Annotated in this window: 17 protein-coding genes, 1 tRNA gene and 1 rRNA gene; 13 read left to right on the forward strand and 6 right to left on the reverse strand. The window is 66.8% G+C overall.

The window, feature by feature from the left end; all coding sequences use genetic code 11:
- Positions 1-74, forward strand: a 5S ribosomal RNA gene (rrf, locus tag OMP44_RS25205); the annotation flags it as partial.
- 528 nt (positions 75-602) lie between these two features.
- Here the strand turns inward: rrf and mksF are convergent.
- The 3 genes from mksF to mksB are packed head-to-tail and all read right to left on the reverse strand — an operon-like array spanning position 603 to position 5330.
- The gene (mksF, locus tag OMP44_RS24500; RefSeq protein WP_280311547.1) at positions 603-3404 is read right to left on the reverse strand and encodes an Mks condensin complex protein MksF; all 2802 of its coding nucleotides are present in this window, start codon (positions 3402-3404) and stop codon (positions 603-605) included.
- Positions 3401-4078 carry an Mks condensin complex protein MksE gene (mksE, locus tag OMP44_RS24505; protein WP_280311548.1) on the reverse strand — a complete coding sequence of 226 codons (678 nt, stop codon included), beginning with the start codon at positions 4076-4078 and terminating at the stop codon, positions 3401-3403. The genes mksF and mksE overlap by 4 nt, the downstream gene beginning before the upstream one ends.
- Positions 4068-5330 (reverse strand): Mks condensin complex protein MksB, encoded by a 1263-nt coding sequence (gene mksB, locus OMP44_RS24510; RefSeq protein ID WP_280311549.1) that lies wholly within the window; start codon positions 5328-5330, stop codon positions 4068-4070. The genes mksE and mksB overlap by 11 nt, the downstream gene beginning before the upstream one ends.
- 171 nt (positions 5331-5501) lie before the next feature.
- Between mksB and OMP44_RS24515 the strand changes: the two genes are divergently transcribed.
- Together OMP44_RS24515 and rimI are read left to right on the forward strand one after the other, a co-directional pair.
- Complete coding sequence (locus tag OMP44_RS24515; RefSeq protein WP_280311550.1) at positions 5502-6332, forward strand: energy transducer TonB; 831 nt, start codon at positions 5502-5504, stop codon at positions 6330-6332.
- Complete coding sequence (gene rimI, locus OMP44_RS24520) at positions 6329-6781, forward strand: ribosomal protein S18-alanine N-acetyltransferase (RefSeq protein WP_133861595.1); 453 nt, start codon at positions 6329-6331, stop codon at positions 6779-6781. Before OMP44_RS24515 ends, rimI begins: the two co-directional genes overlap by 4 nt.
- A gap of 13 nt (positions 6782-6794) precedes the next feature.
- Here rimI and OMP44_RS24525 read toward each other — a convergent pair whose 3' ends face one another.
- Complete coding sequence (locus OMP44_RS24525) at positions 6795-7328, reverse strand: hypothetical protein (RefSeq protein WP_280311551.1); 534 nt, start codon at positions 7326-7328, stop codon at positions 6795-6797.
- A gap of 127 nt (positions 7329-7455) precedes the next feature.
- Between OMP44_RS24525 and otsB the strand changes: the two genes are divergently transcribed.
- Positions 7456-8214: a trehalose-phosphatase gene (gene otsB, locus OMP44_RS24530; protein WP_133861593.1), complete on the forward strand. Its 759-nt coding sequence runs from the start codon at positions 7456-7458 to the stop codon at positions 8212-8214.
- A 1-nt stretch (position 8215) separates the two neighbouring features.
- Positions 8216-9667, forward strand: coding sequence for an alpha,alpha-trehalose-phosphate synthase (UDP-forming) (gene otsA / locus OMP44_RS24535; RefSeq protein WP_280311552.1), 1452 nt, complete (start codon positions 8216-8218; stop codon positions 9665-9667).
- A 431-nt stretch (positions 9668-10098) separates the two neighbouring features.
- Here otsA and OMP44_RS24540 read toward each other — a convergent pair.
- Together OMP44_RS24540 and OMP44_RS24545 are read right to left on the reverse strand one after the other, a co-directional pair.
- Positions 10099-10175 (reverse strand) — tRNA-Met (locus tag OMP44_RS24540).
- Between the two features lie 109 nt (positions 10176-10284).
- Positions 10285-11199, reverse strand: coding sequence for a MurR/RpiR family transcriptional regulator (locus tag OMP44_RS24545; protein WP_133861591.1), 915 nt, complete (start codon positions 11197-11199; stop codon positions 10285-10287).
- A gap of 230 nt (positions 11200-11429) precedes the next feature.
- Between OMP44_RS24545 and OMP44_RS24550 the strand changes: the two genes are divergently transcribed.
- The 8 genes from OMP44_RS24550 (at position 11430) to OMP44_RS24585 (ending at position 21090) form a co-directional block, all read left to right on the forward strand.
- A complete protein-coding gene (locus tag OMP44_RS24550) occupies positions 11430-13367 on the forward strand; it encodes a bifunctional 5-dehydro-2-deoxygluconokinase/5-dehydro-2-deoxyphosphogluconate aldolase (RefSeq protein ID WP_280311553.1) in 1938 nt (645 codons plus the stop codon).
- Between the two features lie 25 nt (positions 13368-13392).
- Complete coding sequence (gene iolE / locus OMP44_RS24555) at positions 13393-14289, forward strand: myo-inosose-2 dehydratase (protein WP_280311554.1); 897 nt, start codon at positions 13393-13395, stop codon at positions 14287-14289.
- An 11-nt stretch (positions 14290-14300) separates the two neighbouring features.
- Positions 14301-15116, forward strand: a complete 816-nt coding sequence (gene iolB, locus OMP44_RS24560) for a 5-deoxy-glucuronate isomerase (RefSeq protein ID WP_280311555.1) — start codon at positions 14301-14303, stop codon at positions 15114-15116.
- Between the two features lie 50 nt (positions 15117-15166).
- A complete protein-coding gene (locus tag OMP44_RS24565) occupies positions 15167-16666 on the forward strand; it encodes a CoA-acylating methylmalonate-semialdehyde dehydrogenase (protein ID WP_133861587.1) in 1500 nt (499 codons plus the stop codon).
- Positions 16667-16679: 13 nt separating this feature from the next.
- Entirely contained in the window at positions 16680-18617 is a 1938-nt protein-coding gene (iolD, locus tag OMP44_RS24570; protein WP_280311556.1) for a 3D-(3,5/4)-trihydroxycyclohexane-1,2-dione acylhydrolase (decyclizing), read from the forward strand.
- Between the two features lie 43 nt (positions 18618-18660).
- Positions 18661-19671 (forward strand): bifunctional inositol 2-dehydrogenase/D-chiro-inositol 1-dehydrogenase, encoded by a 1011-nt coding sequence (gene iolG / locus OMP44_RS24575; protein ID WP_133861585.1) that lies wholly within the window; start codon positions 18661-18663, stop codon positions 19669-19671.
- Between the two features lie 42 nt (positions 19672-19713).
- Positions 19714-20808 carry a Gfo/Idh/MocA family protein gene (locus OMP44_RS24580; RefSeq protein ID WP_273861907.1) on the forward strand — a complete coding sequence of 365 codons (1095 nt, stop codon included), beginning with the start codon at positions 19714-19716 and terminating at the stop codon, positions 20806-20808.
- A 111-nt stretch (positions 20809-20919) separates the two neighbouring features.
- The gene (locus OMP44_RS24585) at positions 20920-21090 is read left to right on the forward strand and encodes a hypothetical protein (protein WP_158896923.1); all 171 of its coding nucleotides are present in this window, start codon (positions 20920-20922) and stop codon (positions 21088-21090) included.
- The last annotated feature ends 102 nt before the right edge of the window (positions 21091-21192 follow it).

Here is a 21192-nt window from a genome sequence, read left to right on the forward strand (position 1 = left end):
AACTCAGAAGTGAAACGATGCATCGCCGATGGTAGTGTGGGGTTTCCCCATGTGAGAGTAGGTCATCGTCAAGCGCCTAACACCCAGCACCCCCGCTCAGTTCATTCTGGCGGGGGTGTTGTCTTTGGGGCGAGGAAAGTTTGGCCGGGCGTCAGGGCGCTTGAGTGCTGGGAGCGGGCAATCGGCTAATCGGCTAACGGAAGCCTGAAGTGGCGTCGCTGAGGGTGCCCTCACCCTAGCCCTCTCCCGGGGGGAGAGGGGACCAAAGGGCGCGGCGGCGACGTTGGAGCAGTGCCTGCTAGGCAGGTGCAGCTTTACGTCCGCAAGAGCCCAAGAGCCCCAACAGCCCGGCTGCGCCGGGCTGTTGTGTTGGAAGCACGGCACAGAATCATCGTAGGTTGGCGCTGAGCGCAGCGAAGCCCAACGATGAGGTCCGTTGCAGGCATCAAGCGAACGGCGGCGAGGCGGTGAGGGGGGCAAGGCTGGAGTATGGATGTTGGGCTTCGCCAGGCTCAGCCCAACCTACCGCAGCACCTAAGGCGGCGTTACGCGAGCAGGAAAAAGCCCGGCATGTGCCGGGCTTTTTGCGTTCTGAAGGGGGCTCAAGCGGGTTCGGGCAGAGCCAGGTCGCGTTTGGCGATGTATTTCCAGTCGGCTTCGTCGATGTAGATGCCACCGGGGCCGCTGCCGCCTTCGAGGTCGATGGCGACCTGGGCGCTGACCTGGGGCTTGACGCTGGCCAGGATGGGCACGAAGCCCAGTTGCTGACTGGTTTCGATCAGCGCCTGCTGGTTGCGTTCGTCGATGTCGGCGGCTTCGTCCAGGTAGTAGGGCAGGCGGATCTTGGCGGCCTGCTCCCGGTCCATCAGGTGCAGCAACAGGTACATGTTGGTGAGTGCCTTGATGGTCATGGTGGTGCCGTTGGAGGCGGCGCCGTCGATGTCGGTGTGCAGAATCGGCTGGCCGCCCTGCTTGGTGATCTCGAAGGCCAACTCAAAGAGGTCCTTGAGGCCGAGCTGGTTGCCGTTGGCGGCCACCAGGCGTGCCAGGTATTCCTTGGCATCCTCGTTCTTCTGGTCCTGGCTGCTGTCCTGGGTGAGATCGAAGACCGAGAGGGTCTCGCCTTCCTCGTACTGACCTGCGCTGTGGATGATCTGGTCGATGTGCTTGAGCGCTTCCTTATTGGGCGCCAGGACGATGCGGAAGCTCTCCAGGTTGGAGACCTGCTTGCGATTGATCTCGCGGTTGAACAGCTGCAGCTGGTGTTCGAGGTTGTCGTAGTCGCTGCGGATGTTTCTCAGCGTCCGGGCGATGTCGGTGACGGCAGCGCGGCGGGCCTTGGCCAGGGTCAGGGCTTCGTCCTGGCGATGGGCATAGGCATTCACCAGCAGCTGCAGGCGGCGCTCGGGATCTTCCTCGTTGTCGAACTTGGCGACGCCCTTGAGGCGGACCTGGGCATAGAGCGCCTCGATCTGGGTGTCCGCGCGCTGCAGGGCCTGCCAGCTGTCCTGGTAGTCGTTGAGCAGCGGCAGCAGGTTCTCCAGGGAATCGTCCACCGCTTCCATGAAGGGCGTGCCCGGGGGCAGGTCGGTGGGCAGCAGCTGGCGGCGGCGCAGGGCGTCGGCCAGGGTACGGTCCCTGGCTTCCAGGTCGGCGAGCTGGCGGCCAATCAGTTGCAGCCTGGCGGAGAGTTGCTGGACACGTTCGGTGAAGGCATCGCCGGCGCGTCTCAGTTCGTCCTGGGCGGCTTCCAGCTGGGCCAGCTGTTCGAGCTTTTCGTTTTCCTCGGCACCGAGGGTCTGGCAGCGACGGAAGTCTTCCAGGGCCTTTTGCGCATCCAGTACCTGCTGGTAGAGCACCTCCGCCTGGGCCTTGCTGGCCTGGCGATCGACGCTGACGCCCTGCTGGGCCTTGAGTTGCTTGAGCTCGCGCTCCAGACGGTCCTTCTGGTCACGCAGCGCGGCGCGATCGGCCAGGGCCTGCAGGGTGGGTGGCTCGATCCCCGAGAGGTCGAGGGACAGGCCCGGCAATTCGAGGCGATCGCCCTGGAAACGCGCCAGGATGCCTTCGAAGGTCTTTACCCAACTGCCGTCTTCCGCCAGTTCGACACCCCTGGGGCCGAGCGGCAGGCTGAACAGCTGGCCGTTGAACAGCCGCATCAGGCGGTCGACGTCGGCCTGGCTGAATTCTTCACGCAGGCGAGCATAGCTGTTGTTGTCGGCGTGGTCGAGTTGCTGGCGAATCCCCTTGAGGCGCTGCTCCAGTTCGCGGACACGCTGGTCGAGGTCTTCGCTGCTGAACTGACTGGCCTGGGACAGGGCGCCGGCGAGTTCGTCGTGGGCGTCCTTGGCGGCCAGCAGCTGGGCTTCGAGGGGAGCGGTGGACTCCACCAGGGCGAAGCGGTGCTTGAGCTGGGCCAGCTCGGCGAGCCAGCGCTGCAGGCTGCTGATCTCGCGCTCGCGGCGCATCAATTCGCTGGTGCCGTCGCGCTGGCTCTGCTGCAGGCCATCCTGCTCCTGGCGATAGTGTTCGGTCTGGGCCAGGAGTTCGTCGCGGCGGTCGAGGGCATAGTGCTGCCAGCTGCCGAGCAGGCTGTCGAGCAGGGGCGAGAGGCGATGCAGCTTGCCCCTCAGGCGATCGCGCTGTTCGACGCCATTGGCCAGGGCTTCCACCAGCGGGCCGGCGGCGACCAGCGCCTGGTAGTCCTGCTCCATGCGGCGGACATCGCGGAAGGCTTCCTCGCAGGCGGCGATGTAGTCGACGCTGCCGGATCTCAGGCTGTGCTCGAAGGCATCGAGAAACAGCTGCTTGAGCTTGGCCGCGGTGATCTCGCGCATGTGCAGCAGGTTGATGAACAGGGCGCGGAAGGTCTTGAGACTCTGTTCGCTGGTGGATCGCAGCGGAATCAGCGTCAGGTCCAGGGGGATGCTGGTATGGCCGCCGACCAGCAGGCGGCGCAATTCGTCGGGCTTGACCTCATAGGCCTTATGGCCGGCGCGTTCCAGGCTGGCGAACAGCTCGCGCTGGCGCAGGCAGGCGCCGTCGCGCTGGTAGTGGGCCAGGTCCAGTTCGCCGGCATAGGCGAAGAACTGGTGACCGAAGCCGCCCCCCGGGCCGCGACCGGCCACGCCGATGACGTGGGGGCCGTGGGCCAGGCGCAGCTCGATGAGGATGTAGCTGGTGTCGGTGGCGAAGTAGAACTTGCGCGACTGCTCGTTGCTGTACTTGCCGAAGCTCATGTCGGAGAGCCGCGCCAGGATGGGGAATTGCAAGGCGTTGATCGAGGCGCTCTTGCCCAGGTTGTTGGCCCCGTAGACCGACAGCGGCTGTTCCAGCGGAAAGAGGCCGAGGCTGTAGCCGGCGGTGTTGAGCAGGGCGAAGCGGCTGATGCCGTAGCGGATCATAGGTCGAACTCCCGTTCTGCGGCGATGGCGCGGGCCAGGGCGGCCTCTTCGTCATCCTCGTCGGCGCCTTCCTGCGCGGTGCCGTCTTCGTCGCTGGCGAGGGTCGGCGTCGGCAGTGGCAGGTCGCTGGCATGCAGGCCGGCGGCCAGGTCGCGATCCTGTTGCACGGTCAGGCAGACATCGAGGAAGCGGTGCATGGGCGGCAGGAAACGGTAGGTGCCGTTGCTGTCCAGGGCGAAGCCGAGCTGGGTCAGGCGGCGCAGGATCTTTTCCTCCAGCTCTTCCTGGGTGGTGACCTCGGCCTGCAGGAAGAGGTCGCGGTACTTGTCCAGCAGCGCCGGCAGTTCGTGGCGGCCCAGGGTACCGCCATCGAGCACGGCCAGCGGATCGCGACCCTGGTCGGCCAGGTGCTCGACCAGGATGAAGGTGAACAGCGCCAGGCGCTGGGCGGTCTTGTTGACCTGGGTGCCCATCTGCTCGGGCACGAAGTAGTAGAAGCCGCGCGGATCGCAGACCAGTTCGAAGCCGAGGGCGCGGAACAGCGCGCGGTACTGGTCCTGCTGCTGGCTGAGCTGGGCATAGCTCTCGGGCTCGCTGCGGGACAGGTGATAGCCCTTGAACAGCTCGCGGAAGATGGGCGCGAGCTGGGTCATTTCATTGAGGTCAAGTTGCATGGGCGTCGCTCGCGGGAGATCGGGCGGTCAGGGCGTAGGAGCACAGGCTGACGCGGTGTTCGAGGGTGTCGTAGTGGCGGCGGTCCAGGCGCTGGCGCTGGAAGCGCGCATCGCGGGACAGGCGCGAGAACCAGTAGAGCAGCTCGTCGGTATCGCCGGCCGGCTCCTGCTCCAGCAACCAGGCCATGAGGTCGGGCAGCGGCAGGGCGTCCTGGCAGAGATCAAGCATCTCGCGGGCGGTGCGGGGCGCCGCCGGGCGCTCGCTGTCGCGCGGCCGATTGGCCTGGCTGGGAAAGCGCGCCGGCTTGGGCTCGAAGCGGGCCAGGGCGTAGACATAGCTTTCAACCTGGGCGGTGGTGCCGAGAAAGACACTCTGCGGCCGGCTGAACAGCGGCAGGGCGGCCTGGGGTACGGCGTCGAGGCCCTTGCGGCGGATGGTGGCCAGGGCCAGGGCGGCGCCCCGGGTCACGGCATTGTGCCGGCGCGCTTCCTCGCGCAGCGGCAGCAGCAATTCGCGGGCACGACGCAGGGCCAGCTGGGCGGCGTTGTGCATCTCCAGGATGCGCGCCTGGGTGCGCAGCAACAGGTCGTCGTCGACCAGGTGGCCGAGGCGCTGCTGTTCGCCCAGCAGGTGCAGGAGCACCTGCTCGACGCGGTGGACACCCCGTTCGAAGGCGCCGTCGGCGGCCACCAGCTGGATCATCGGCTCGACGTATTCATCCCAGGTGGCCAGCACCTCGGCATAACGCTGGCGCAGGGGGATCTGGCGATCGCTGGTCTTGGCGCGCTCGGCGACGCCTTCCAGGGCATGGCCATCGTTGGCCAGCTTCTTGAGGACATCGCGCACGCGCATGTCGAGCAGGCGCAGCTGGCGGACGAGGTCCGGGCCGTCGCGATTGTCGAAGGCTTCGCGGATGTGACCGGCGAGGCGTTCCAGGTGGCGCAGGTAGGCTTCGATCTCCAGGCACAGGCCCAGCCGGTGTTCGCGTCTGAGATAGCCGAGGAAGTCGTGGATCTGACCATTGAGCTCGAAGCGATTGGGACTCTTGGCCACCGGCACCAGGATGTCCAGGCGGATCCAGGTGTCGAGCAGGGCGGTGAGGTCGGCCGGCCTGCGCTCGAGCAGCTGCTCGGCCAGGCGGGCACGCAACTCGGCCAGGCCCAGGGTGCCGCTATCGAAGTGGGCGCACAGCGGGTCGATGAGGTGCCAGTGTTCTGCGAGGGTACGCAGGACGCGTTTGGGGTCGATCATGGCGGGGACCGCACCAGACAAAAGCGCCATTGTACTCCAGACGCCAGAGCCTTCGATGTGACCCCGGTGGGACCGATGGGCAGGGCGGCCTTTCGATCCGCGGCGATCCGCGCGACAATGCCGCCCCGCATAATCCCGCCGCGTAACAGCGCAGGCTCTTAGGATCCGCCCATGTCCGACCCCGCCCCTTCCACCAGCCCCTCGCTTGCCGCCGAGGCGCGTCGTCGCGCCTATCTGCAGGCGTTGCAGCTGGATGTCTGGGTGCCGCGCACGGTGTTGCCCTTCGCCGCGCCTTCGCGCCCGGAAGCCCTGTGGGTCGAGGAGCCGGAAGCGGCGCCTGTCGTGGCTCGGGTGGTACGCCCGGAGCCGGTGGCCAAGACCGCGCCGGCCGCTGCGGTAGCCGAGGCACCGCCGGCGAATCGGCCGCGCATCGAGATCCCGCGACCTGCGGCGTTGAAGCCGGCTGCGCCCCCCGTGGCCGAGCCGGAACCGGAACGTGCGCCGCCGCCAGCGCGGGAGCCGGCGCCCCGTTTCGCCTTGCAGTTGTTGCAGGCCGGGCGCTGCCTGCTGCTGCTGGAGTTGCCTACCGGCGATACCCTGGGGGTGCGGGATCCGGCCTACCTGCTGCTCCGGGATCTGCTGCGCGCTGCCGGCCTGCCGGACACGCCGCGGATCGTCAGTGAAGAGCCCATTCGCTGGCCACTGCTCAACAACGGTCAACTCGACCAGGGGCCGGCGGCGGCCGCTGAATTCGTGCAGAGCTTCGTCTCGGGGCACCAGGAGCGCCTGGGCGAGGGCCTGGGACTCTGGCTGATCGGTGTGGCCGCGCGACGCTGCAGCGGGGTCGAGGATGCGCAGCTCACGGGGGTGGAGCGGGACACCGCCCTGGGCCCGGCCTGGCTGGTGCCGGGACTGGATATCCTGATGGAAGAGCCGGCCGCCAAGGCCGCGCTCTGGCAAGCCATGCGCCCGTTGCGGCGCCGCTGGATGGAACGGCAATGAACGATGCGGTGAGCTTTCGGCGGATGACCGAGGCCGATCTGAACACGGTATTGAAGATCGAATATCAGGCCTTCAGCCATCCCTGGACCCGCGGCATCTTCACCGATGCGCTCAGGTCCTACGATTGCTGGGTGATGACGGCTGGCGAGCAGCAGGTGGGGCACGGGGTGATCAACGTCATTCTCGACGAGGCCCATTTGCTCAATATCACCATCAAGCCGGAAAGCCAGGGCCGGGGACTCGGCCTGCGGCTGCTGGAACACCTGCTGCAGGAAGCGCGCAAGGCCAAGGCCAACGAGTGTTTCCTGGAGGTACGCGCCAGCAATCAGTCGGCCTATCGGCTGTACGAACGCTATGGCTTCAACGAGATCGGCCGCCGGCGGGACTATTATCCCGCGGTCGGCGGCCGGGAAGATGCGCTGGTGATGGCCTGTACGCTGCTCGACTAGGCCGTCAGCGGCCTCAGTGATCGGCGCGCTTTTCGTCCAGATCCAGGCTGGTGTCGCCGGCGAGGTCTTCGTCGTTCGCATCCAGATCGGCGTAGCGGGCCTCTCGCTGGGTCTCGGCTTCGTTGGGGGCGTCGGCCTCGCCGTCCCAGGCCTCGCCATCCAGCGGATGGCTGCGACCGAGTTCGGCTTCGTCCTGACCGGAGCCGCCGCCGATGTCGTTGTCCTCGACCACGCTCAGTTCCTTGTCGTTCGGCCAGGCATCGCCGTAGTCGGTCGGCGAGCGCGCGCCGGTTTCGTCCAGCAGGGTCTCGGGGCTGGCGTCGTCCATCGTCGGCTGATGATCCAGGGTTTCGCCGCCGGTCATGCCGGCCTGGCGCACGCGCTCTTCGGGAAACTGGCCTTCATAGTCGCGCGCGTCCATTTCGTCGCCGATGCGACCACCGCGCTCGTCCTTGCGATCGCTGAAGTCGAGTTCGCGCATGTCGCCCATGCGGTCCTGAATGTCGTCGATCTCTTCGGGGGTCTTGGTGATGTCGGGCTTGTTCATGGTGGTCTCCAAAGGCAGGGCTGCTAGAGCATCTCCCTGAATCCGACTACGCGCCGGCAAGGGGAATTCCTCGGCACCGCCGGAAGATGTGAACGAACCATACGATGACCCGGCAGTCGTACCTTCCATGATCGACCTCGACAGCCTCACCTCATCGGGCCAGCCGCTGGCCTTCTTCTTCGATCTGGATGGCACCCTGGCAGAATTGCAGCCACGTCCGGAGCAGGTTTTCATTCCCGCCGAAACCCTCGCTGCCCTTGAACAGCTGGCGCGCCACCATGGCGTCGCCGTGGTTTCCGGGCGGCCGCTGGCGGAGATCGACGGCTTCACGGCGCCGCTGCGGCTGCCAGCGGCTGGCGTCCATGGCGCCGAGTGGCGCGATCCCCAGGGCGAGATCCATCGGGTGAGCCTGGATGCGGAGATGCTGGCGCACGTCGGTCGGCGCCTGGAGACCGCACTGGCGGCGCATCCGGACCTGCTGCTCGAACGCAAGAGCGTGGCCTTCGCCCTGCACTATCGCCAGGCGCCGGACAAGGAAGCCCTGGTTCGCGAACTGGCTGAAGGCATCGCCGCCGACCATCCCGAATTCAAGTTGCAGCCGGGCAAGTGCGTCTTCGAACTCAAGCCCGCTGCGGCGAGCAAGGGTGAGGCCATCGCCCGTTTTCTCGAACTGGAACCCTTTGCCGGCTGCCTGCCGGTGTTTCTCGGTGACGATCGCACCGATGAAGAGGGGTTCACTGTCGTCAATGCGCGAGGCGGTCTGACCGTCAAGGTAGGGGAGGGGGAGACGGTCGCCAAGACCCGCCTGCCTTCGGTGGAAGCGGTAGCCCTCTGGCTGCAGCAGCTGAGCCGTGACCTCGCGCCACACTATAAGCAAGGAGACTAGGATGAGCCGTTTAGTGGTGGTATCGAATCGGGTGGCCCCGATCGAGGAAGGCAAGGCGACCGCGGGTGGTCTGGCGGTGGGTGTCCTGGACGCCCTGCGCAAGTCGGGTGGCATCTGGTTCGGCTGGAATGGCGATACGGTCAAGGAGAACGGGCCGGCCAAGACCCAGACCAAGGACAATATCGACTATGTGACCTTCGGCCTGACCAAGCGCGACTACGACCACTACTACCGCGGCTTTTCCAACGCCACCCTCTGGCCGATCTTCCATTATCGAATCGACCTGGCGCGTTACAACCGTGAAGAGTACGACGGCTATCGACGCGTCAACATGGCCATGGCCGAGCGCCTGAAGCCCTTGCTCAAGCCCGATGACATCATCTGGGTGCACGACTACCACCTGATTCCCTTCGCCGAAGCCTGCCGCATGCTGGGCATTCGCAACCGCATCGGGTTCTTCCTGCACATTCCCTTCCCGGCGCCGGAGATCCTCACCGCCATCCCGCCGCACAACGAATTGCTCAAGACCCTGTGCTTCTATGACCTGATCGGCTTCCAGACCGATACCGACCAAATGGCCTTCCAGGACTACATCACCCGCGAGGTGCGTGGCGTGCTGGAGAAGGACGGCAGCCTGACCGCCTACGGTCATAACTTCCGGGTCGGCGTCTATCCCATCGGCGTAATGCCAGACGTCATCCAGAAGCAGGCCGAGTCCTATCGCACGCGGCGCCAGTTCATCTCGCGCAGCATCGAGGGCGTGCCCTACAAGACCATCGTCAGCGTCGACCGCCTCGACTATTCCAAGGGGCTGGTGGAGCGCTTCCAGGCGTTCGAAAAACTGCTGGAGCATTTCCCCGAGCATCACCGGGCGGTGCAATTCGTGCAGATCGCGCCCTCGTCTCGGGCGGACGTGGTCTCCTACCAGAACATCCGGCGTCAGCTGGAGAGCCATGCCGGCCATATCAACGGCCATTTCTCTGAGCTGGACTGGACGCCGATCCGCTACCTGAACAAGAGCTACGACCGACGCACGGTGATGGGGCTGTTCCGCTCCTCCGACGTCGGCCTGGTGACGCCGTTGCGCGATGGCATGAACCTGGTGGCCAAGGAATACGTGGCGGCCCAGGATCCGGAAAATCCGGGCGTGCTGGTGCTGTCGCGCTTCGCCGGTGCGGCGCGCGAACTCAATTCGGCGTTGATCGTGAATCCCTATGACCATGTCGGCATGGCCGAGGCGCTGGACCGGGCGCTGCGCATGCCGCTCGAAGAGCGCAAATCGCGCTACGAAGACATGATGCGGGTGATCCGCAAAGCGGATCTGGCTTCCTGGCGGGACAACTTCCTGCGCGACCTGCGGGCCTTCAGCTCCAAGGCGCTGGTGCAGTCCATCGAGACCCAGGACGCGGCTGCTGCGGAGGAGCTGGAGAGCAAGCAGAAGGTCGCCCTGTAAGCGTGTTGCGCGGTGATTGAGCCCGGCTTAGGCCGGGCTTTTTCATGGGGTGAGGCTGAGATTTGGTGGGAAGGGGCCCTCACCCTGGCCCTCTCCCGAGGGGAGAGGGGACGAGGAGCGGTGCTACCTGTGGCTTGGGTGGGCCTCTGCTGGACTCTTCGGGGCGGGAAGGCTGTCCAGGAGAAAGAGTGGGGCGGGGCCTTCACCCTGACCCTCTCCCGGCGGGAGAGGGCACGCAGAGCGGTGCTGCCTGCGGCTTGGGTCTGCTTCTGCTGGACTCTTCGGGGGCGGGAAGGCTGTTCAGGGAAGGGAGCGGCGGGGCCCTCACCCTAGCCCTCTCCCGGAGGGAGAGGGGACTAAAAGCGGTGCCGCGGTGCGCTTTTTCGTGGGCAATAAAAAAGGGTCAGCTTACGCTGACCCTTGGAAATAGGTGGTGGCTACGCAGGGACTTGAACCCCGGACCCCAGCATTATGAATGCTATGCTCTAACCAGCTGAGCTACGTAGCCATCCGAGGCGCGCATTATTGGCAAGGCGCCGGTGGCTGTCAAGCCTTCTGCTCAAGAAATTTCTGTTTGTCGATCAAGCGTTTGCGCGGCCCCGCCGGGGCCGGTTCGGCTAGTCGTCCTCGTCCAGCGGCAGCTGGATCTCGTCCATCTTCAGCTCCAGGCGATAGCCCAGGGCCAGGAACAGCGCCTGGCACAGGCAGAGGGTGGCACTCAGCGACCGGAAGGCGAAGGCACTGCCTTCGTTGACCAGCAGCAGGGCATCGGCGCGCTTGGCCAGGGGCGAGAGATTGCTGTCGGTGATGATCAGCGTCTTGGCCTTGTGGTGCTGGGCGATGCGCACGCACTGCTGACTTTCCTTGCCGTAGGGGCTGAAGCTGATGGCGATCAGCAGATCGCCCTGGGCGATGCTGCGCATCTGTTCGCGATAGCCGCCACCCAGGCCGGTGATGAGGTGGATGCGCTTGTTGGTGTGCTGCAGGTTGTAGACCAGGTAGTCGGCCACGGCGAAGGAGCGGCGCACCCCCACCACATAGATGTTCTCGGCGTTCACCAGCAGGTCGACGGCCTTGTCGAAGGCGGCGTCGTCCAGTTCCTCGGCCAGTCGATCCAGGCCCGAGCGGGTGGCGTTGATGCACTCGCGGGCCAGATCGCCGCTGCTGGCGCGCTGGCTCTTGTTGGCGATCATGCTGCGGATGCGCTGCTGGTAGTTCTGTACCGGCGTGGTCTTGTGGGTGTAGGCCTCGCGAAACAGCGCCTGCATCTCGCTGAAGCCCTTGAAGCCGAAGCGCTGGGAGAAGCGCACGATGGCCGAGGGATGCACCTCGCACTGCCCGGCGATGTCGCTGATGCGATCGACCATGACCCTGTCGCTCTGCTGGCTGACATAGGCGGCCACCCGTTTCAGCTGGCGTGGCAGGGCCTCGTAGTCACGGGCGATGCAGGCCAGCAACTGCTCGACGTTGCCGGGCGGATCGGCCAGCGGCGCGCTGCTGAGGGGGTCGTCGGCCGGGGAGTCGGAGGACATGGGCAATCTCGCGGTAGGGATTCTTGTGCCGGCAACTTAACCCATTCGCCGGGCGGCGTCGAAGTGGGACGGCAGGCGCAGTGTACGCCAGTTATGGAAATTAAATTCCATAAAATCTCATGTGGAAAATTTGTTGATTTGTCCGCGGCGTCGTTCTAGCCTGAGCTCACTCACACGTTCGGCCCCTCGGGTCCGCGCGGTTGGCCGATAACAATAAGCAGGAGCCACCCATGGGTGATCATTTCTTCGCCAGCGGGCGCCAGTTGGACGTCATCTGCCTGGGGCGACTGGGCGTCGACCTCTATGCGCAGCAGATCGGGGCGCCACTGGAAGATGTCAGCAGCTTCGCCAAGTACCTGGGGGGATCCTCCGCCAACATCGCCTTCGGCACCGCGCGCCTGGGGCTGAAGTCGGCGATGCTGACCCGGGTCGGCGACGACCACATGGGCCGCTTCCTGAGCCGGACGCTGGCGCAGGAAGGCTGCGACACCCGCGGCATCCAGGTGGATCGCGAGCGCCTCACCGCCCTGGTGCTGCTGGGCATCAAGGACCGCGAGACCTTTCCCCTGGTGTTCTATCGCGAGAATTGCGCCGACATGGCGCTGGGCGCGGACGACATCGACGAGGCCTTCATCGCCAGCGCCAAGGCACTGTTGATCACCGGTACCCACTTCTCCACCGAGGGGGTGTTCCAGGCCAGCAGCCGGGCGCTGGACTACGCCGAGCGCAACGGCGTGAAGCGGGTGCTGGACATCGACTACCGCCCGGTGCTCTGGGGGCTGACCGGCAAGGCCGATGGCGAGACCCGCTTCATCGCCAGTGCCGAGGTCAGCGCCCATGTGCAGCGCATCCTGCCGCGCTTCGACCTGGTGGTGGGCACCGAAGAGGAATTCCAGATCGCCGGGGGCAGCGAAGACCTGCTCACCGCCCTGCGCCGGGTCCGCCAGGTGACCGCGGCGACCCTGGTGGTCAAGCTTGGCGCCCAGGGCTGCACGGTGATCCATGGTGCCATTCCGGCACGTCTCGAGGAAGGCGAGATCCATCGCGGCATCCGCGTCGAGGTGCTCAATGTGCTGGGTGCGGGCGATGCCTTCATGTCCGGCTTCCTGCGCGGCTGGCTGACCGGCGGCAACGATGCCGAATGCTGCCGGCTGGCCAATGCCTGCGGCGGGCTGGTGGTGTCGCGCCATGGCTGCGCCCCGGCCATGCCGACCCTGGCCGAGCTGGACTACCTCAACCACAGTCCGGTACCCATCACCCGGCCCGACCTCGATCCGGTGCTGACCCGGCTGCACCGGGTCAGCACGCGGCGCCGCCAGTGGCAGCCGCTGTTCATCTTCGCCTTCGATCACCGCTACCAGCTGGTGGAAAGCGCCCAGCAGGTGGGTGCCGACCCGGCGCGGATTCCGGCGCTCAAGCAGCTGTTCGTCCAGGCCATCGCCGAGGTCGAGCAGGACCTGCAGCGTCAGGGTGTGGCCGCCGACGTCGGGCTGCTGGCCGACGAGCGCTTCGGCCAGGACGCCCTGAATGCCGCCAGCGGCCGTGGCTGGTGGATCGCCCGGCCGGTGGAGCTGCAGAATTCGCGACCGCTGGCCTTCGAGCATGGTCGCTCGGTGGGCAGCACCCTGCTGAGCTGGCCGAGCGAGCAGATCATCAAGTGCCTGGTGCAATTCCACCCCGATGACGAGCCGCTGCTGCGGCTGGAGCAGGAGGCCCAGCTCAAGGGGCTGTATGAAGCGGCCCAGGCCAGCGGTCATGAACTCCTGCTGGAGGTCATCCCGCCGAAGAACCATGCCTCCAGCCGGCCGGACGTGCTCTATCGCGCCATCAAGCGGCTGTACAACCTGGGCATCTATCCCGAGTGGTGGAAGATCGAGGCGCAGCCGGCCGCCGTCTGGCAGCAACTCGACCAGTTGATCGCCGAACGCGATCCCCATTGCCAGGGCGTGGTGGTGCTGGGCCTCAACGCCCCGGCCGAAGAGTTGGCCGAGGGCTTTCGTCAGGCCAGCGCCAGCCAGCGCTGCCAGGGCTTCGCCGTGGGCCGGACCATCTTCGCCCAGCCGAGTCGGGCCTGGCTGGCCGGCGAGATCGACGACCGTGCGCTGGTCGCGCAGATCCGCAGCAACTTCGAATTCCTGATCCAGGCCTGGCGCGACGCCCGCGCCTGATCGCCTCCTGACGAGCAGCTCCGACATGACCGCACAACAACTCAAGATCGGCATCAACCCCATCTCCTGGGCCAACGACGACCTGCCGGCCCTGGGCGGCGACACCCCGCTTGCGACCATCCTGCGCGAGGGCAAGGAAATCGGCTTCCAGGGCTTCGAGCTGGGCGGCAAGTTTCCCAGCGAGCCCAAGGCGCTGGGCGAGGTCCTCGGCCAGCATGACCTGGAGCTGGTGTCCGGCTGGTATTCCAGCGGCCTGGCGCACCGGGATGTTGAGGTCGAGATCGAGGCGATCCGTCCGCATTGCCGGCTGCTGGCCGAGAACGGCGCCAAGGTGCTGGTCTACGGCGAGGTGGCCGGCTCCATCCAGGGGCAGCGCCGGCCGCTGATCGAGCGACCGCGCTTCCACAGCGACGCCGCCTGGCAGGCCTATGCCGAGAAGCTCGATCGCCTGGCCGCCTTCACCCTGAGCCAGGGTCTGCGCCTGGCCTATCACCACCACATGGGCGCCTATGTGGAAGCGCCCGAGGACATCGCCCGGCTGATGGCGCTGACCTCTCCGGACGTCGGCCTGCTGTTCGATGCCGGCCATTGCTACATGGGCGGTGGCGATCCCCTGAGCGTGCTGCAGCAACATATCGACCGGGTCTGCCACGTGCACTTCAAGGACGTGCGCAAGGCGGTGGTGCAGCTGGCGCGCAACCACCAGTGGAGCTTTCCGGACTGCATCCTCAACGGCACCTTCACCGTGCCGGGTGACGGCGACATCGATTTCTCGGCGCTGCTCAAGGTGCTGGTGGCCGCCGGCTACTCAGGCTGGCTGGTGGTGGAAGCCGAACAGGACCCGGCCGTGGCGCCGGCCTACGAATACGCCAAGAAGGGCTACGACCATCTGCGCCAGCTGGTGGCGCAGGCCACTGCCTGAGGAGGAATCCGATGAATCTGCTCGTCAAAGCCGACCGTAGCGCCCGCGACATCGTCAGCGTCCCGGCCGGTGCCCTGGACTACGTCGGCTTCGCCGCCCATCGCCTGCAACCGGGGGAGTCCCTGCCGGTGCTGGCGGGCGATCTGGAGGTCTGCATCGTGCTGCTCAGCGGCGGCGCCAGTATCGAGGGCGGGCATCCGCAACTGGGCGCCTTCGCCTGGCGTGGGCTGGCCGGTCGCCAGAGCGTCTTCGAAGACGTCTCGCCCTATGCCGCCTACCTGCCGCCCGGCAGCGAGGCGCGGGTGACCGCCGACAGCACCGCCGAAATCGCCATCTGCACCTCGCCCGGCAATCCGCTGGTGGCGGACCGGCTGCCACCGCGGCTGATCGAGCCGGCGAGCATGCAGCGATCCACCCGCGGCAAGGGCGCCAACACCCGCTATGTCTGCGACGTCCTGCCGGACACGGCGGCGGCCCATTCGCTGCTGGTGGTAGAGGTGCGCACCCCGTCCGGGCATTCCTCCAGCTATCCACCCCATCGCCATGACCGCGACAACCTGCCGGCGGAGAGTCTGCTGGAGGAGTCCTACTACCACCGCATCGATCCGGGGCAGGGCTTCGTCTTCCAGCGCGTCTACACCGACGAGCGTGACCTGGACCAGGCCATGGCGGTGGAAGACCACGACGTGGTGCTGGTGCCGCGCGGCTATCACCCGGTCAGCGTGCCCTATGGCTACGAGTCCTATTACCTCAACGTGATGGCCGGCCCCCGGCGCGTCTGGAAATTCCACAACGATCCGCAGCACGAGTGGCTGCTGACTCGCTAACCCCTTTCGCATTCGCCGTGGCGGCGACCCCAGGACACGAGGATCAGGACATGAGCGACACCCCCGTCATCGGGCACTACATCAACGGCGCGGTCTCGACCCAGGCCGAGCGTTTCAGCGACGTCTTCAATCCGGCCGAGGGCGTGGTCCAGGGGCGGGTCGCCCAGGCCACGGCGCAGACCGTGGATCAGGCGGTGGCGGCGGCCAAGGCGGCCTTTCCCGAGTGGTCCGAGCAATCGGCACTGCGCCGGGCGCGCATCCTGTTCCGCTTCAAGGAGCTGCTCGACCAGCACCACCGGGAACTGGCGGCGCTGATCACCCGCGAGCACGGCAAGGTGCTGTCCGACGCCATGGGCGAGGTGACGCGCGGCATCGAGGTGGTGGAATTCGCCTGCGGCGCGCCACACCTGGCCAAGACCAGCTACAGCGACAACATCGGCGGCGGCATCGACAACTGGAACCTGCGCCAGCCGCTGGGCGTATGCGCCGGCATCACCCCCTTCAACTTCCCGGTGATGGTGCCGCTGTGGATGATTCCCATGGCGCTGGCCACCGGCAACACCTTCATCCTCAAGCCCTCCGAGCGCGATCCCTCCGCCAGCCTGCTGCTGGCCGAGCTGCTCAAGCAGGCCGGCTTGCCCGATGGCGTATTCAACGTGGTCCAGGGTGACAAGGTGGCGGTGGATGCGCTGTTGCAGCACCCGGACGTGGAGGCCATCTCCTTTGTCGGCTCCACCCCCATCGCCGAATACATCCACCAGGAAGGCACCCGCCGCGGCAAGCGCGTCCAGGCCCTGGGCGGTGCCAAGAACCACATGATCGTGATGCCCGACGCCGACCTGGACCAGGCCGCCGATGCCCTGATCGGCGCCGGCTTCGGTTCGGCCGGCGAGCGCTGCATGGCCATCTCCATTGCCGTGGCGGTGGGCGAGGTGGGTGATGCCCTGATCGAGAAACTGCTGCCGCGCATCGATGCCCTGCGGGTGCGCAACGGCGTGGAAGCCGACGCCGACATGGGGCCGCTGGTGACCGGCCAGCACAAGGCCAAGGTCGAGGGCTACATCACGAAAGGGGTGGAGGAGGGCGCCAGGCTGCTGGTCGACGGCCGCAACTTCAAGGTGCCCGGTGCCGAGCACGGCTTCTTCGTTGGCGCCACCCTGTTCGACGGCGTGACCCCGGAGATGACCATCTACCGGGAAGAGATTTTCGGCCCGGTGCTGGGCATCGTGCGGGTGCCGGACTTCGCCAGCGCGGTGGAACTGATCAACGCCCACGAATTCGGCAACGGCGTCTCCTGCTTCACCCGTGACGGCGGCATCGCCCGCGCCTTCGCCCGCACCATCAAGGTGGGCATGGTCGGCATCAACGTGCCCATCCCGGTGCCCATGGCCTGGCATTCCTTCGGTGGCTGGAAGCGATCGCTGTTCGGCGATCACCACGCCTATGGCGAGGAAGGCCTGCGCTTCTACACCCGCTACAAGAGCGTGATGCAGCGCTGGCCCGACAGCATCGCCAAGGGCGCCGAATTCAGCATGCCCACCGCCAAGTGACCGGGGAGAAGCCATGAGCACCCAACGTCTGACCATGGCCCAGGCCCTGGTGAAATTTCTCGACAACCAGTACCTCAGCGTCGATGGCGTCGAGACCAGATTCGTCGCCGGCGTCTTCACCATCTTCGGCCACGGCAACGTGCTCGGCCTGGGCCAGGCGCTGGAGCAGGACGCCGGAGAGCTGGTGGTGCACCAGGGACGCAACGAGCAGGGCATGGCCCATGCCGCCACGGGTTTCGCCAAGCAGAAGCTGCGTCGGCAGATCTATGCCTGCACCTCCTCGGTGGGGCCGGGCGCGGCCAACATGCTGACCGCCGCGGCCACCGCCACCGCCAACCGCATCCCGCTGCTGCTGTTGCCCGGCGACGTCTATGCCAGTCGCCAGCCCGATCCGGTGCTGCAGCAGATCGAGCAATTCCACGACCTGTCGATCAGCACCAACGATGCCTTCCGCGCGGTGAGCAAGTACTGGGATCGCATCAACCGCCCCGAGCAGCTGATGAGCGCGGCGATCAACGCCATGCGCGTGCTGACCGATCCGGCCGAGACCGGCGCCGTGACGCTGGCGCTGCCCCAGGATGTCCAGGGCGAGGCCTACGACTATCCCGACTACTTCTTCGCCAAGCGGGTGCACCGCCTGGATCGCCGGCCGCCAGTGGTCGCCGCCATCGCGGAGGCGGTGCAGCTGCTCAGGCGCAAGCGCAAGCCGCTGCTGATCTGTGGCGGCGGGGTGAAGTATTCCGGCGCCGCCGCGGCCCTGCAGCGCTTCGCCGAGCGCTTCGAGATTCCCTTCGCCGAGACCCAGGCCGGCAAGAGCGCCATCGTCTCCAGCCACGAACTCAATGTCGGCGGTATCGGCGAGACCGGCTGCCTGGCCGCCAACCTGCTGGCCCGGGAAGCGGATCTGATCATCGGCGTCGGCACCCGCTACACCGATTTCACCACCTCCTCGAAGTGGCTCTACCAGCATCCCGAGGTGGAATTCCTCAATCTCAACGTGGCCGCCTTCGACGCCGGCAAGCTCGATGGCCTGGCCGTGGTGGCCGATGCCCGCGAAGCCCTCGACGCCCTGACCGAGGCGCTAGGGGCTACCGACTACCGCGCCGGCTGGGACGGCCAGGTGGGGGAGGCGCGTGAGCGCTATCGTCAGGAGGTGGAGCGGGTCTACACGGTCGGCTATACCGGCGCCGACTTCGTGCCGGAGATCGACGACGACCTGCCGCGCGCGGTGCTGGAGGAATTCGTCCGTCTGACCGGTTCGTCCCTGACCCAGAGCCAGGTGCTCGGCCGCCTCAACGAACGGCTGGACGACGACGCCATCATCGTCGCCGCCGCCGGCAGCCTGCCGGGTGACCTGCAGCGCGCCTGGCAGAGCAAGGGCGTCAACACCTACCACCTGGAATACGGCTATTCCTGCATGGGCTACGAGATCAACGCCGCCCTCGGCGTGAAGCTGGCCGAACCGGAGCGCGAGGTCTATGCGCTGGTGGGGGACGGTTCCTACCAGATGCTGCACTCGGAGCTGGCCACCTCCATCCAGGAGCGGCGCAAGATCAACGTGGTGCTGCTCGACAACATGACCTTCGGTTGCATCAACAACCTGCAGGTCGGCCACGGCATGGGCAGCTTCGGCACCGAGTTCCGCTATCGCAATCCGGAGACCGGCAAGCTCGACGGCGACTTCGTGCCGGTGGACTTCGCCATGAGCGCCGCCGCCTACGGCTGCAAGACCTATAGCGTGCGCACCCTGGAGGAGCTGGAAGCGGCCCTGGTCGATGCCCGTCGGCAGACGGTCTCCACCCTGATCGACATCAAGGTGCTGCCCAAGACCATGCTGCACGGCTACCTGTCCTGGTGGCGGGTCGGCGGCGCCGAGGTCTCCACCAGCGAAAAGATCGCCGCCGTCGCCCGGGTGCTCAGGGAAAACGCCGCCCAGGCCCGCCAATACTGAGCGCCGCTCACTCCATAACAAGTCCAAATCGGAGAATGAAGTCATGACCTTGAACATCGGTGTCATCGGGACCGGCGCCATCGGCCGCGAACACATCCGCCGCCTGAGCCACACCCTGCTGGGCAGTCGCGTGGTGGCGGTGACCGACATCAACGCCGACCAGGCCGCCCGGGTGGTCCAGGAGCTGGGCATCACCGCGGAGGTCTATGCCGACGGCCATGCGCTGATCGCCGCGGCGGACGTCCAGGCGGTGCTGGTCGCCTCCTGGGGGCCGACCCACGAGGAGTACGTGCTGGCTGCCATCGCCGCCGGCAAGCCGGTGTTCTGCGAAAAGCCGCTGGCGACCACCGCCGAGGGCTGCCGGCGCATCGTCGAAGCCGAACAGGCCCACGGCAAGCGTCTGGTGCAGGTGGGCTTCATGCGGCCCTACGATGCCGGCTATCGCCAGCTCAAGGCGGTGGTCGACGCCGATCGCATCGGCGCACCGCTGATGATCCATGCGGCCCACCGCAATCCCACGGTGAGCGAGCACTACAGCACCGACATGGCCATCACCGACACCCTGATCCACGAGATCAACGTGCTGGCCTGGCTGCTGGACGATCATTACGTGTCCGCCCAGGTGGTCTTTCCGCGCAAGGCGCCGGCGGCGCGCGAGCACCTGCGCGATCCCCAGGTGGTGCTGCTGGAAACAGCCAAGGGCGTGCGCATCGACGTCGAGGTCTTCGTCAATTGCCAGTACGGCTACGACATCCAGTGCGAGATCGTCGGCGAGCGCGGCATCGCCCGCCTGCCGGAGCCGACCTCGGTGCAGCTGCGCAGCGAGGCGCGGCTGTCCAACGAGATCCTCATGGACTGGAAGGACAGATTCATCGCTGCCTACGACGTGGAACTGCAGGCCTTCATCGACGACCTCGCCGCCGGCCAGCTGACCGGGCCGTCGTCCTGGGACGGCTACATCGCCGCGGTCACCGCCGACGCCTGCATCAAGGCCCAGGACAGTGGCGCCATCGAGCCGGTGACCCTGCCCAGCCGACCGGCTTTCTACGCCTAGGTCGCTCGCGGGGATGTGTTGCCTGCACGGGAGGCCTCGGCCGTGAGAATCGGACTGGTCGGCTACGACGGCCTCGGACGCCTGCTGCAGGCGCCGCTGATCGCCAGCACCCCGGGCGTCCAACTGGTGGGTGTGGTGACAGTCTCGCCGGCGCAGCATGCCGAGTTGACCAAGGCGTATCCCGGCGTCACCGGCCATCCCGACCTGGCCGGGCTGATCGCCGCCGGGGTGGACAGCCTGGTGATCGCCACGCCTCTCGGCGAACGTCCGGCGCAGGTGCGGGAAGCGTTGCGGCGGGACTTGCCGGTGGTCTGCGCGGCGCCGCTGGCGAGCACCCTGGCAGAGGCCGAGGACCTGATGGCGCTGGCCGAACGGCGGGGCGTCCCGCTCTGCGTCCAGCAGCTGCGCCGCTGGGATTCGGACCTGCTCACCCTGGCGCGACTGCTGCGCGAAAAGCGCCTGGGCCGGGTACGCCTCTTCGAGTCGCGCCTGCAACTGACCGATCTGGCCGCGGCGGGCCTGGGCGCCGAGGCTGGCCTGCTCCTCGAACTGGGCAGCCATCTGGTGGACCAGGCGCTGCTGCTGTTCGGGCCGGTCGAACGGGTCTATGCCGAGGCGCAGTTCCGCCGTGGCGATCCCGCGCGGGAGCGGGAATTCTTCCTGTCCCTGCGCCATCGCTCGGGGGTGGTCTCGCACCTCTCGGGCAGTGGTCTGCAGAACTGTCCCCAGCGGCTGCGGGTGGTCGGCGAGCGGGGCGCCTATAGCGTCGATGGCCTGGATGGCCAGGCCGCGGCCCTGCGCCAGGGGCGGACCCCGCGCAGCGAAAAGGCCAGCTGGGGCGCCGAGGAGCATCAGCGCTGGGGCTGGCTGAGCGTGGGCGACGAGCGCTCACGGGTACCGAGCGAACGGGGCCGCTGGGATCTGTTCTACCAAGGCTGGCTGGCGGCCCTCACCCAGGGCGCGCCCTTGCCGGTCACGCCGCAGGAAACACTGGCCTGCCAGGCGATCCTGGCGGCGGCGCGGCAGAGTGCCCGTACGGGGGAAAGCCTGGTGGTAGAGGGCCTCGAAGAGGCAGCGGAGCGGTCGCGGGCAGGTGCCCAGGGGCGAGCGCGGCGGTCATTCGTACAGGTCGAATGAAATTTCTATTTCTCTCTTGTTGTGGAATTAAATTTCCAATAGAGTCGAGAGCAGTTGCAGAAACGAGTCACCAGGGCCGTGCGCCCCGACAACAATAATAGGTGCCGTCACATGAACCACTCCACGCATTCCTTCCGTCTCGCCCTCGCCGCCGTGCACCGCCTCAAGGTGCAGCGTCCCTCCCGACTGCTCGCCCTGCTCGGCCGGCTGTTCTGCCACGAGCGCAGCGGCGCCGTGCTCTGCGCCTCGCCCGGCGCCGCGGTGTTCTACCGCCCGCACTGATTCCCGCGTCTTTCCAGCGTTCGCTCAGGCTCCGCCCGGTTCAAGACCGCGCGGCGCCCGAGGTGCGCCTGGCCGTTGCGCCCGTCTGATCCCCTTGCTGAT

This window comes from Pseudomonas flavocrustae, from assembly GCF_029872515.1.
In the GTDB taxonomy this organism is placed as follows: domain Bacteria; phylum Pseudomonadota; class Gammaproteobacteria; order Pseudomonadales; family Pseudomonadaceae; genus Chryseomonas; species Chryseomonas aestiva.